General features: G+C 66.3%; 11 protein-coding genes, 1 tRNA gene and 1 riboswitch. Of the genes, 3 read left to right on the plus strand and 9 right to left on the minus strand.

The window, feature by feature from the left end; translation table 11 throughout:
- Position 1: 1 nt before the first annotated feature.
- The 6 genes from HNQ66_RS18045 to HNQ66_RS18070 all read right to left on the minus strand — a co-directional run bounded on the left by HNQ66_RS18045 (position 2) and on the right by HNQ66_RS18070 (position 5,697).
- Complete coding sequence (locus HNQ66_RS18045; protein WP_184145578.1) at positions 2 to 643, minus strand: SDR family NAD(P)-dependent oxidoreductase; 642 nt, start codon at positions 641 to 643, stop codon at positions 2 to 4.
- 16 nt (positions 644 to 659) lie between these two features.
- Positions 660 to 2,315: an amino acid ABC transporter permease gene (locus tag HNQ66_RS18050; RefSeq protein WP_184145559.1), complete on the minus strand. Its 1,656-nt coding sequence runs from the start codon at positions 2,313 to 2,315 to the stop codon at positions 660 to 662.
- A gap of 70 nt (positions 2,316 to 2,385) precedes the next feature.
- Positions 2,386 to 3,132 carry a transporter substrate-binding domain-containing protein gene (locus HNQ66_RS18055; RefSeq protein WP_184145560.1) on the minus strand — a complete coding sequence of 249 codons (747 nt, stop codon included), beginning with the start codon at positions 3,130 to 3,132 and terminating at the stop codon, positions 2,386 to 2,388.
- A gap of 220 nt (positions 3,133 to 3,352) precedes the next feature.
- Positions 3,353 to 3,426, minus strand: a tRNA-Gly gene (locus HNQ66_RS18060).
- Positions 3,427 to 3,471: 45 nt separating this feature from the next.
- Entirely contained in the window at positions 3,472 to 4,497 is a 1,026-nt protein-coding gene (locus HNQ66_RS18065) for a LacI family transcriptional regulator (protein WP_184145561.1), read from the minus strand.
- Between the two features lie 93 nt (positions 4,498 to 4,590).
- The gene (locus HNQ66_RS18070) at positions 4,591 to 5,697 is read right to left on the minus strand and encodes a 2'-deoxycytidine 5'-triphosphate deaminase (RefSeq protein WP_184145562.1); all 1,107 of its coding nucleotides are present in this window, start codon (positions 5,695 to 5,697) and stop codon (positions 4,591 to 4,593) included.
- A gap of 83 nt (positions 5,698 to 5,780) precedes the next feature.
- Positions 5,781 to 5,859, plus strand: a riboswitch (SAM riboswitch).
- Between the two features lie 43 nt (positions 5,860 to 5,902).
- Here HNQ66_RS18070 and HNQ66_RS18075 point away from each other — a divergent pair.
- Positions 5,903 to 7,087, plus strand: coding sequence for an O-succinylhomoserine sulfhydrylase (locus tag HNQ66_RS18075; protein WP_184145563.1), 1,185 nt, complete (start codon positions 5,903 to 5,905; stop codon positions 7,085 to 7,087).
- 123 nt (positions 7,088 to 7,210) lie between these two features.
- Positions 7,211 to 7,603: a Co2+/Mg2+ efflux protein ApaG gene (gene apaG, locus HNQ66_RS18080; protein ID WP_184145564.1), complete on the plus strand. Its 393-nt coding sequence runs from the start codon at positions 7,211 to 7,213 to the stop codon at positions 7,601 to 7,603.
- A 172-nt stretch (positions 7,604 to 7,775) separates the two neighbouring features.
- Here apaG and HNQ66_RS18085 read toward each other — a convergent pair whose 3' ends face one another.
- The 3 genes from HNQ66_RS18085 to HNQ66_RS18095 all read right to left on the minus strand — a co-directional run bounded on the left by HNQ66_RS18085 (position 7,776) and on the right by HNQ66_RS18095 (position 11,093).
- Positions 7,776 to 8,768, minus strand: a complete 993-nt coding sequence (locus HNQ66_RS18085) for an Hsp33 family molecular chaperone (protein ID WP_184145565.1) — start codon at positions 8,766 to 8,768, stop codon at positions 7,776 to 7,778.
- A 194-nt stretch (positions 8,769 to 8,962) separates the two neighbouring features.
- Entirely contained in the window at positions 8,963 to 9,874 is a 912-nt protein-coding gene (argF, locus tag HNQ66_RS18090; RefSeq protein WP_184145566.1) for an ornithine carbamoyltransferase, read from the minus strand.
- Between the two features lie 28 nt (positions 9,875 to 9,902).
- On the minus strand, positions 9,903 to 11,093 hold the full coding sequence (locus HNQ66_RS18095) for an aspartate aminotransferase family protein (RefSeq protein WP_184145567.1): 1,191 nt from the start codon (positions 11,091 to 11,093) through the stop codon (positions 9,903 to 9,905).
- A 425-nt stretch (positions 11,094 to 11,518) separates the two neighbouring features.
- Here HNQ66_RS18095 and HNQ66_RS18100 point away from each other — a divergent pair, with 425 nt between their 5' ends.
- Positions 11,519 to 12,058 (plus strand): GcrA family cell cycle regulator, encoded by a 540-nt coding sequence (locus HNQ66_RS18100; RefSeq protein WP_184145568.1) that lies wholly within the window; start codon positions 11,519 to 11,521, stop codon positions 12,056 to 12,058.
- Positions 12,059 to 12,407: the final 349 nt, after the last annotated feature.

A 12,407-nucleotide genomic window follows, 5' to 3' on the forward strand; every position in this document is an offset into this window, starting at 1 on the left:
CTTACCATGCTATCGTTCGGCCGTCGTAGGAGCGGAAGCTCCCGGTGTCCGCCAGCGTCGCCCTGTCGATCAGCGCCTTGAGGCCCGCCGCGCTCTCCGTAACGTCCACGGCCGCTTCCTCACCGCCCATATCGGTGCGCACCCAGCCGGGATGCAGCGAGAGGACCGTAATGCCGTCGCGGCGAAAATCCTGCGCCAGCTTGACCGTCGCCATGTTCAACGCCGCCTTGGAGCAGCGGTAGGCATAGTCGCCGTCATCGTCGTCCAGCGTGCCTTCCGCCAGCGAGCCGGCGCGGCTGCTTATATTGGCCAGCACCCTACGCGCGCCGGCAAGAAGGTTTTCCCGCAATGCCCGGGCAAGGAGCAGCGGGGCGAGCGCGTTGACGCGCATCACATCGAGAAAATCGTCCGGCGACAGCGAGGCGAGCCCGCCCGTGTCGCCGCGGATCGCCGCATTGTTGACGACGATATCGACCGGCACGCCCTTCAGCCGTTCGCCGAGGGCGGCGATGGAAGCGGCATCCGCAACGTCGAGCGGTTCGCCCTGCCCCTGCCGCGTGCAGGCGATGACGCGGAAGCCGTCCGCCGCATAGAGGTCGGCCAGCGCCCGGCCGAGACCGCGCGACGCGCCGGTGACGAGCACCGTGCCCTTTGCCCGCTCAGCGATGCTTGACGTCATATTTCTTCTCGATGAGGCTGATGAGGCTTGCGGCGGCAAGTGTCAGCAGGATGTAGAGGATCGCCGCCGAATTGTAGGGCGCGAACGGCAGGAAGCTCGCCGACTGGAACTCGCGCATGCGCTGGGTGATGTCGCGGATCGACAGGATGGAGAGCAGCGAGGTGTCCTTCAGGATCGCGATCAGCTCGTTGCCGAGCGGCGGGATGACGATGCGGAAGGCCTGCGGCAGGATGACGAGCCGCGCCGTCTGCCAGCGGTTGAGCCCGAGGCTGCCGGCCGCCTCGATCTGGCCGGCCGGGATGGCATTGATGCCCGAACGGAAGATTTCCGCGAGATAGGCCGAATAGGCGAGCGCCATGGCGACGATGCCGCGCATCAGGTTCGGCGGGTCGAAGACACCGGCCGTCGCGTCCTTCAGCGCGCCGGAGAGCGGCAGGCCGACATAGAGCACGATGACGAGCATGGGGATGCCGCGGATCGTGTCGACGACGAATTCCGAGCCGACGGAGAGCGGATGGCGGCGATGCAGGAAGCCGCCGAAGGTGAGGAGGCCGACGACGATGGCGATGACGGCGAAGGTGATGCCGCCCGCCCGGTCGCGGTCGTTCAAGGCCTCGACCTGCCAGAGGCGCGGCCAGCCGGCGGGAACGGCGGCGGCCGGCAGCAGCGCGCCGCTGACGTCCTCCTTTTTGCCGATCGCCTCGATGGCAAGGTCCGGCGTGACGAAGGTGCGCACCGGCGTCTCGTTCTCCGGCCCGCCCTCGTACTGGCCGAAGCGCACGGCGCTGATCAGGCCGGACGGCGTGCCGGTGACGATGCCGACCTTGCCCTCCAGCGTGCCGGCAAGCACATAGGCGTCGCGCGGCTGGAGCAGGAACCAGGCCGAGACGGCCGCAAGCATCACCGTCATGGCCGCGAAGAGAACGAGCGTCTGCCGCGCATAGCGCAGCTTCAGGAGCCCCACCCAGAGGAGGCCGAGCACCGCGGCCAGCAGATAGGCGGCGACCGCCGCGCGGATCGTCGTCGCAAGGCCCGAGGCGAAGGCGAGATGGGCAAAGAGGAAGACGAAGGCAAGGCCTGCGCCGTTGACGAGGCCGAGGAGCCAGCGGCCGGCCCTAAGGGCGCGGCTTTCGGCCGGCACCGGCGCACGGCTGCCGGAAAAGAGCAGGCCGAGGCCGGCGAGAAGCAGCACGGCATAGGCCGGCCAGAGCCAGGCTTCGACGCCGCGCACCATGAGGTCGGCAGCCTCCGTCAACTGGCGCGGCGTGACGCCCTTGACGACGAGCGTGGACTTGAACGGATCGACCCCGTTCGCGACGACCGAGGCGATGAAGGGATGGACGAGATCGCCGGCAAGGATCGCGGCCGTCGCCAGCACGCCGGCAAGGCCGGCGGCGAGCGTCAGGCGCGGGCGCGCCGCCTTGCCGCGCGAGAGCACAAGGACCGCAAAGCCCGCGGAAAAGGCGACGGCGAGCAGCAGGAAGCCCGGAACCAAGGCCCCCGAGCCCGGCTCGATGCCGAGGATGGCGCGCAGCGAGCGCTGGTAATCGCTCGAGGAGGCGAACAGGTAGACGATGAAGGGCAGCGCGGCGAGGATCACCAGGTTGCTGGGCCTCACGCTTCTGACGAACGACATTGCGGCGGCCTCCGGCTGCGCGATCGGGGAAGACGGCCGGGAGCGTCAGGGCGCTCCCGGCGGGGGCATCCTACTTGAGGCCCCAGTACTTGGCGACGAGCTGGTCGAGCGTGCCGTCGTCCTTGATCGCCTTCAGGCCCTCGTTGAAGGCGGCGACGTTCTCGTCGCCCTTGCGGAAGACGAGGCCGATCGGGTCGGATTCGAGGTCCTTGATGGAGGCGACCAGCTCGCCGGCGAATTCGCGCTCGTAGGCGGCGGCGTTTGCGCCGTTGATCACGACGCCGTCGACGTCCTTGTTCTTGAGCGCGATGATGGCGGCGCTGAACGTGTCATAGGCGACGACGTTCTCCTTGCCGACAACGCCTTCGGCGACCTGCGCGTCCGTCGTGTTGGCCTGGGCGGAGAGCTTGCGGCCTTCGGCCTTGAACGTGTCGAGCGTGATGCCCTGGTCTTCGGCGCGCGTCAGCACGGCCTGGCTGTTGACGATATAGGGATCGGAGAAATCCATCGCCTTCTTGCGCTCGTCGGTGATCGACACGCCCGAGGCCACGAGGTCGAAGCTGCCCTGGTCGAGCGCGGCGAAGATGCCGTCCCAGCCGGTCGTCACGAACTCGGCCTGGCAGTTGATCTTCGCGCAGATCGCGTTCACCACGTCGACGTCGAAGCCGACGATCTGGCCGCTTGCCGGATCGACGCTCTCCATCGGCGGCGAGGTCGTGTCGGACCCGACCTTCAGGAGCTTGCCGCCGAGGTCGGCGGCGTGGACACCACCGGCCGCGAAGACGGCCAGCGCAAGCGTTGCTGCGAATTTCTTCATCTCTTCCTCCTCAACCGTCGGCGCCGCCCCTCCGGCGAACGCCCGACAAATCCTTGGGGCCGCGCAGGCGCCGCCCCATCCTCACGAAAACGGTAACAAGGAATAAAAACGTTTTCAAGAAAAAATATAAACGTTTTTATTTTGCATTGCACCACATAAGCGAAAGGGACGGCGCAGGCGGGCAGCACCGGAAGGAACAGCAAAAAAGGAAGGCGGCGGCTGGAGCGGGTAGCGGGAATCGAACCCGCGCGTTCAGCTTGGGAAGCTGACAGGCTACCATTACATCATACCCGCAGGGCAGCGCCGAGGCCGCACTCATTCAACAGTTCGCGAGGCGTGTCAAGCGAGGCGGTCGTCGGAGCGTTCGATCAGCTTGGGCATGATCAGCGTCTGGAGCGCTTCGGGGGCCTCGCCCTCCATGCGGCGCAGGATGTAGCGGCCGAGGAGTTCGCTCGGCTCGTGGATCGGCAGGAAATAGGTGGTGATCGGCGGGGCGAAGTACTGGCTGACGTTGAGGTCGTCGGTGGCATTGATCACCGCGTCGCGGCCGTGGACGAGGCCGCGGGCGTGGAAGCCGGAGAAAGCGCCGAGCGCGGAGGCTTCGTTGGCGCAGATATAGGCGGTCGGCGGGCTTGGCAGGGCGGACATGGAGAGGACGCACTCGCGCCCGAAGGCCGGCGTCAGGTGGCCGTGCGCGACGAGCGCCGGGTCGAAGGGAAGGCCGGCCGCCTCCAGAGCCGCGCGATAGGCATCGAGCCGGGTCAGGGAATAGCTGAGGTCCGCCATAGGATTGACGAGCGCGATGCGGCGATGGCCGCGCCCGGCAAGGCGGGCGACCGAGTGGCGGATCATCTGCTCGTTGTCGGCATCGACATAGGCGTGCGGGGCGTTGCGGATCGTCGTGCCGTAGGTGACGAAGGGAAAATCCGCCTCCTGCATGATGCGCACGCGCGGATCGTCCGCCCGCGTGCCGGAAACGATGATGCCGTCGGCCTTCTTCAGGGAAACGATCTGGCGGATCGTTGCAAGGCTCTCCTCGAAGTTGCGCACGGCATAGAGGGAGACGCGGTAGGGGCTCTCCTCCAGCGCCCAGGAGATGCCGCTGAGGAGCTGGGCATATTCCACGCCTTCCCATTCGTTCTGCCTCGGGCCGGGCGCGGTCATGATGGCGGCGACTTGGTATGTCTTGCCGGTGCGAAGCTGCACGCCATGCATGTTGAGCTGGTAGCCGACGCGCGCGGCGGCGGCGACGACGATGGCGCGCGTTTCCGGCCGCACCTGCGGACTGTCGTTCAGCGCCTTCGACACGGTGGCGATCGAAAGGCCCGTTTCCTGCGCGATGGTCTTGATCGTCGGTCTCGGCATTGAAAGCCCGTCCTTGCGCCGAAAGCGGCGCAGTTCCTCGTTCGCGCACAATAAAAACGTTTAATTTTATTGTAAAGCGCAGAGCGCCCGGTCTCAGCCGGCGCGGAAGTGCTTGGAGAGCTTGAGGCCCTGCGCCTGGTAGTTGGAGCCGAGGCCGGAGCCGTAGAGGCCTTCGGGCGCGCCCAGCATATGCTCGTAGACGAGGCGGCCGACGATCTGGCCGTGCTCGAGGATGAAGGGCACTTCATGGCTGCGCACTTCCAGCACCGCGCGGCTGCCGGAGCCGCCGGCCGGCGCATGGCCGAAGCCGGGGTCGAAGAAGCCGGCGTAGTGGACGCGGAATTCGCCGACGAGCGGGTCGAAGGGCGTCATCTCGGCCGCATAGAGCGGCGGCACATGCACGGCCTCGCGCGAGACGAGGATGTAGAATTCATCCGGGTCGAGGATCAGTTCGTTGCGGCCGCGGCTGAACAGCGGCTCCCAGAAATCGAAGATGTCGTGCTGGTTCTTGCGGTCGACGTCGACGACCGAGGTGTGATGCTTGCCGCGATAGCCGATGAGGCCGTCCGGGCCGGTGCCCTTGAGGTCGATGGAGAGCGCGATGCCGCCGCCCGAGACGTTCGGCGTTTCGCTGGCAACCAGCGTGTCGGAGGCATGGAGCGCAACCAGTTCGCTTTCGCCGAGCAGCGCATTGCCCTTGCGGAAGCGGATCTGCGAGAGGCGCGAGCCGCGGCGCACGACGATGGGGAAGGTGCGCGGGGATATTTCCAGATAGAGCGGGCCGCAATAGCCGGCCGGGATCTTGTCGAATTCCTGCGCGCGGTCGGTGATGACGCGGGTGAAGATGTCGAGACGGCCGGTGGAGCTCTTCGGGTTGGCCGAGGCGGCAAGCTCGGCCGGCAGGTCGAGGCTTTCCATCAGCGGCACGATATAGACGCAGCCCGTCTCCAGCACCGCGCCCTCGGCAAGGTCGACGACGTGCAGCTTCAGCCGGTCGAGCTTGTCGGCAACGAGATGGGAGGGGCCCGGCAGGAAGCTGGCGCGCACGCGAAAAGCCTTCGCGCCGAGACGCAGGTCGAGGCTTGCCGGCTGGATCTGGTCGGCATCCAGCGCAGCCTCGCTTTTCAGCCGGCCGGCCGTAAACAAGCCGCGAATGGCGTGATCCGCCAGAATGCCCGTGCTGCGCGCCGCAGAAGCCATGACCCTACCGTTTCCCGTATGAATGGCCCCGCACAAAACCAAATGCGGGCAATTGACGCAAGCGCGGGCGCGCAGTAAGAGCAAGGTTATCCCGTGGTGATTTGGCCGGCCGGCTTGCAGCCACGTAAAACAAATAGCTAAAAAGGCCGGGTATCGAACCGGCCTGCTTACGCGGCCGGTTTTTTTGTTTGAAGGCGACGATCACATGAGCAAGTCCTGGCGTCCGGCAACCCAACTCGTTCACGGCGGCACCACCCGCTCCCAGCACGGCGAAACCGCCGAGGCGATCTTCCTCACGCAGGGCTTCGTCTATGACAGCTCGGCGGCGGCCGAAGCCCGTTTCAAGGGCGAGACGGACGGCTTCATCTATGCCCGCTACGCCAGCCCGACCAACGACATGTTCGAAAAGCGCATGTGCCTTCTGGAAGGCGCCGAGGATGCGCGCGCCACCGCTTCCGGCATGGCCGCCGTCTCCGCCGCCATCCTCTGCCAGTTGAAGGCCGGCGACCATATCGTCGCCGCCCGCGCGCTCTTCGGCTCCTGCCGCTGGGTGGTCGAGACGCTGGCGCCGAAATACGGCATCGAATGCACGCTGGTGGACGGCCGCGACCTTGCCAACTGGGAAAAGGCGATCCGCAAGAACACCAAGGTCTTCTTCCTGGAAAGCCCGACCAACCCGACGCTGGAAGTGATCGACATCGCGGGCGTCGCCAAGCTCGCCAACCAGGTCGGCGCCAAGCTCGTCGTCGACAACGTCTTCGCGACCCCCCTCTTCCAGAAGCCGCTGGACCTCGGCGCCCATGTCGTCGTCTACTCGGCCACCAAGCATATCGACGGCCAGGGCCGCTGCCTCGGCGGCGTCGTCCTCTCCGACAAGGCGTGGATCGACGAGCACCTGCACGACTACTTCCGCCATACGGGCCCGGCCATGTCGCCCTTCAACGCCTGGACGCTGCTGAAGGGCATCGAGACGCTGCCGCTGCGCGTCAAGCAGCAGACGGAGAATGCAAGCCGCCTCGCCGACTTCCTCGCCGAGCAGAATGAGGTCGCCCAGGTGATCTATCCCGGCCGCAAGGACCATCCGCAGGCCGATATCATCGCCAAGCAGATGACCGGCGGCTCCACGCTCGTCTGCTTCGAGCTGAAGGGCGGCAAGGACGCGGCCTTCGCGCTGCAGGATGCGCTGGAGGTCGTGAAGATCTCCAACAATCTCGGCGACGCGAAAAGCCTCATCACCCATCCGAGCACCACGACGCACAAGAACCTGACGGACGAGGCGCGCGCCGAGCTCGGCCTTTCTTCCGGCACGCTGCGCTTTTCGGCCGGCATCGAGGACAGCGAGGACCTTATCGAGGACTTCGCCCGGGCGCTTTCGAAGATCAAGGCCTGAGCCGGCGCCATTAAGGTAAACGACAAGAAGGCATCGGCCGGGCGGCCGATGCCTTCTTTGCATATTCTTGACGGCGCCACATTCCTGTAGAATAGCGGAATATAATCAGTTCAAGGCTTGCCCATGTATCGTGCGCTGACCCGCGACATCGAAGTAACCGTAGAGCCCTACTACCTGGCCGATCAGTCCGACCCGGACGACAGCCGCTATGTCTGGGGATACCGGGTCGTCATCGCGAACCATTCGGACATCGCCGTGCGGCTGGTGACGCGCTACTGGAACATCACGGACCAGAACGGCCAGGTCGACGAGGTCAACGGGCCGGGCGTCATCGGCGAGCAGCCGGTGCTTCGCCCGGGCGATACCTACGAATATTCCTCCGGCTGCCCGCTCGAAACGCCCTCGGGCATCATGTTCGGGCGCTACCGGATGGAGGCGGAGAACGGCGAAGCCTTCGACGTCGCCATTCCCGCCTTCTCGCTGGATACGCCGGGGCAGGTGCGGGTTCTGAACTGAGAGAGCCGGCGTAAAGGCCCTCTCTGCCTGCCGGCATCTCCCCCACAAGGGGGGAGAAAGGCTGGCAGCACGCTTTTCCCTTGATTTTTGAACGCCGAGCATGCCGCGCGTTAAGTCCCTCCCCCTTGTGGGGAGGGATTTAGGGAGGGGTTTCCCCTCCGCACGCATTGACCTACTGCGGCAGGACTTCCGCCGCCTCGAAGCGGTAGGTCGTCGAGCAGAATTCGCAGGTGATCGCGATCTCGCCCTTCTCGTCCGCCGTCTCCGTGATCTCCTCGGGGCTGAGGCCGGAGAGGACGCCCTTCAGCTTTTCGCGCGAGCAGGAGCAGCGGTCGAAGACCTGCTGCGGCTGGTAGACGCGCACGCCCCGCTCGTGGAAGAGGCGGAACAGCAGCCGTTCGGTGCCGACATTCGGGTCCGTCAGCTCGTCCATGTCGATCGTCTCGACCATGGCTTTGGCTTCCGCCCAGTTGTCGTCGTCGGCGATCCTGTGGCCGGCCTCATCGCCGTCGCCGCCCGGAAGGTCGGCCTGGCGCATGCGCTCGGGAGACTGCGGCAGGAACTGCGCGACGATGCCGCCGGCCCGCCAGCGATGGCGCGCCTTGCCGGCCTCGTCGCGGTCGTAGAGCTCGGCGGCGGCGAGGCGCACCTTGGTCGGGATCTGCTCCGACTGGCGGAAATAGACGCCGGCGATCTCCTCCAGCGTATGGCCGTCGAGCGGCACGATGCCCTGGTAGCGCTGGGTGTGCGGGCCCTGGTCGATGGTGAAGGCGAGGACGCCGCTGCCGAGAAGCTCGTGCGGCTCGGCCTTGCCGGCGGCGACGGCGGCCTTCAGCGCCTCCTCGTCGAAGCGGGCATAGGCGCGTACGTCCTCGGGCGCCGAGAAATCGGCGACCAGCAGGTCGACCGGGCCGTCGCCCTTGGTCTGCACGATCAGCTTGCCCTCGAACTTCAGCGAGGTGCCGAGGAGGACGGTGAGCGTGATGGCTTCCGCAAGCAGCCGCGCGACGGGCGCCGGGTAATCGTGCCGGCCGAGGATGCCGTCGAGCATGGGGCCGAGCTGCACGGCGCGCCCGCGCACGTCGAGGCCTTCCACCTGGAACGGCAGCACATGGTCGTCGCCGGCAAAGCCGGGTTCGCCGAGTTTCAGGGCATTTTCCGCCATCATCATCCTGCTCCTTGCACGCCGCGGCGGCGGCCGGGCCCGGGGCCTGCCGCGCACGACAGCGTCTAACCGTGATTTCGCGCTCCCGACGCCGATCATTTCATACCGGGCGGGCATGCGCCAGAGACGGCGCCTTCCGGCGCCTTGCGATGCCCCTAGATCGGGTGCGGCTTTCAGCTTTTCAAGATGCCCCGTCAGACGGCGCCGAAGCACCAGGCGAGGATCGACTTCTGCGCGTGCAGGCGGTTTTCCGCCTCGTCGAAGACCACGGACTGCGGGCCGTCGATCACCTCGTCCGTCACCTCCTCGCCGCGATGGGCCGGCAGGCAGTGCATGAAGAGCGCATCCTTGTCGGCGCGCGCCATGAGCTGCTTGTTGACCTGGTAGGGCTGGAAGATGTTGTGGCCGCGCGCGCGGTGCTCCTGGTTCATCGAGACCCAGGTGTCGGTGACGACGAGGTCGACGCCGTCGACCACCGTATCGGCATCGTGGCCGAGCAGGATGTTGCCGCCGTTGTCGCGCGCCCAGTTGAGAATCCTGTCGTCGGGCTCCGAGCCCATCGGCACGGCCATCTTCATCGTGTAGCCGAAGCGGGCGGAACCCTCGACGAATGAATGCAGCACGTTGTTGCCGTCGCCCGTCCAGGCGAAGGTCTTGCCCTTGGTGGAGCCGCGATGCTCCTCGAAGGTCATGATGTCGGCCATGATCTGGCAGGGATGCGTGAGGTCCGTCAGCGCGTTGATGACCGGCACGGTGGCGTGCTCGGCAAGCTCCAGCAGGCGCGAATGATCGGTCGTGCGGATCATGATGGCATCGACATAGCGCGAGAGGACCTTGGCCGTGTCGCCGATCGTCTCGGCGCGGCCGAGCTGCATTTCCGTGCCCGACAGGAACAGCGTCTCGCCGCCGAGCTGGCGCATGCCGACGTCGAAGGAAACACGCGTGCGGGTGGAGGGCTTCTCGAAGATCATCGCGAGCATCTTGCCGGCGAGGGGCTTTTCTTCCGTGCCGGCCTTGTTGGCGGCCTTGCGCTTGTGCGCATCGTCCATGATGACGCGGAGATCGCTTTCCGAAACGGCGGAAAGGTCGAGAAAATGCTTTGCCATGATATGTCCTGTCTGTTCCGGTGCCCGGTCAGGCGGCCTTTGCCGCCGTCAGCTTTTCGGCGGCGCGCTCGATGCGTGCGAGGCCTTCGCGCGCTTCCTCCGCCGTCACGGTGAGCGGCGGCAGGAGACGCAGCACGTTGTCGCCGGCCGGCACGCCGAGGAGCTTTTCCGCGCGCACGGCGGCAAGGAGCTCGGCAACGGGGACCTTCGACTTGATGCCGAGCATCAGGCCCTCGCCGCGCACGTCCTCGATGATCTCGGGGAAGCGGTCCTTCAAGGCCGCAAGGCCCTGGCGGAAGACGAGGGCGACGTCGCGCACATGCTCAAGGAAGCCTTCTTCCAGCACCACGTCCAGCACGGCGTTGCCGACGGCCATGGCGAGCGGATTGCCGCCATAGGTGGAGCCGTGCGTGCCGGCGACCATGCCGGAGGCCGCCTCGCCCGTGGCAAGGCAGGCGCCCATGGGGAAGCCGCCGCCGATGCCCTTGGCGACCGCCATGATATCCGGCGTGACGCCCGACCATTCATGGGCGAAGAGGCGGCCGGTGCGGCCGACGCCGGACTGCACCTCGTCGAGGATCAGCAGGAGGCCGTATTCGTCGCAGAGGCCGCGCAGCTCCTGCAGGAATTCCTTGGGCACGGGGCGGATGCCGCCCTCGCCCTGCACCGGCTCGATGAGGATGGCCGCCGTCTCCTCGGTGATCGCGTCCTTGACGGCGGCGATGTCGCCGAAGGGGACCTTGAGGAAGCCGGGCGCCTTGGGACCGAAACCCTCGATATACTTCTCCTGCCCGCCGGCCGCGATGGTGGCGATGGTGCGGCCGTGGAAGGCGCCGTCGAAGGTGATGATGTGGAACTTGCCGGGATGGCCCTTGGCGAAATGGTAGCGCCGCGCCGTCTTGATCGCGCATTCCAGCGCCTCGGCGCCGGAATTGGTGAAGAACACCTTGTCGGCGAAGGTGGCCTCCGTCAGGCGGCGGCCGAGGCTTTCCTGGCCGGGCACCTCGTAGAGGTTCGACAGGTGCCAGACCTTGTCGGCCTGGTCTTTCAGCGCGGCGACGAGATGGGGATGGGCATGGCCGAGCGAGGTGACGGCGACGCCGGCGGCGAAATCGAGATATCGCTCTCCCTTCTCGTCGAACAGCCAGACGCCCTCCCCGCGCGTGAACCGGAGCGGTGCACGCAGATAGGTTTCATAGAGCGGCGCGGCATCGGCCATGGCGCGGTTCCTTCGAAAAGAGATGCGGAAAACGGGTCCTAGGCTTGACTTTTCCGGATACCGGAAAAATCAAAAGCCGCCTTTCGGCGGCATGCGGGCACTATCCGCATTTCGCCCGGGCCTGTCAACAAAATCGCGGCCTCTAACGGCGCTGAACCTCCCGCAAGGTGAGGATTCGCGGCGCATCGGGAGGTGTCGCTATCGAGTCACACCCGACCAGCAAGTTGGGGAAAACCTCGAAATCGATTCGCGCCGATTCCCGCGACTCTTGTCACGGAGTCCCCCGGTCTCTAGGTTAAAGACCAATTACTAGACTGCATGCGGCGGAACTAGTCACCAAAGAGTTGAAGGCGTTCAGGTCCCGGACCCGTCCGGGACGCGACGAGGGATTCCCGCATCACGAACGCCGAGCGGAGACGAAAAGCATGAACTGGACAGACGAGCGGGTCGAGAAACTCAAGAAGCTCTGGAGCGAAGGCCTGAGCGCGAGCCAGATCGCCGCCCAACTCGGCGGCGTCAGCCGCAACGCGGTCATCGGCAAGGTGCACCGGCTGAACCTGCCGGGCCGCGCCAAGGCCGGCGGCACGCCGAGCGCCGCCCGCCCGAAGCGCCCGGCAGCGGCAACGCCCCGCCCCTCGGCCTTCCAGGCCCGTCCGGTCGCCGCCCGCGCCGCCGTCCGGCCCGCCGATACGGGTATCGCCAAGGAAGACGCCGACGCCGGCTTCGAGATCCGCAGCGAGCAGCTTCCCGTTCCGGCCAACGGCAACAACGGCGTGGTCGTGCCGATGTCGCGCCGGCTGGAGCTGACGCAGCTCACCGAGCGCACCTGCAAGTGGCCGATCGGCGATCCGCTCAACGACGACTTCCACTTCTGCGGCAACGAGTCCCCGGACAACTCGCCCTACTGCACCTACCACCAGCGCCTCGCCTACCAGCCCTCCGCCGAACGCCGGCGGATGCGCTGACAGGCACCAACGCGGAATGAGATGCGGGCCCGGAAGGGCCCGTTTTCGTTTTGGGCGGTCGGACGAAGGCGGCAGCGTTTTGCAGTCTTCCTACTTCCTCTCCATATCCCTACCGCCTCCCCTCCGCCCGGTCCGCATCCTGCGCCCTCTCCTCATCCCCGCTCCCTCTCCTCTCATCCCCGCTCCCTCTCGGTCGTCATCCTCGGGCTTGACCCGAGGATCCATGCCACAAACTCCGCTCATGCCGTGACGCATGGATCCTCGGGTCAAGCAACCGTGGAGTCATTGAGAGAGGGCTGTTTGGGATCGGGCGATTGCATTGAGGATTGTCATGAGTTTTCGAATGGTT

It is taken from the genome of Shinella fusca (assembly GCF_014203155.1).
Taxonomy (GTDB): Bacteria; Pseudomonadota; Alphaproteobacteria; order Rhizobiales; family Rhizobiaceae; genus Shinella; species Shinella fusca.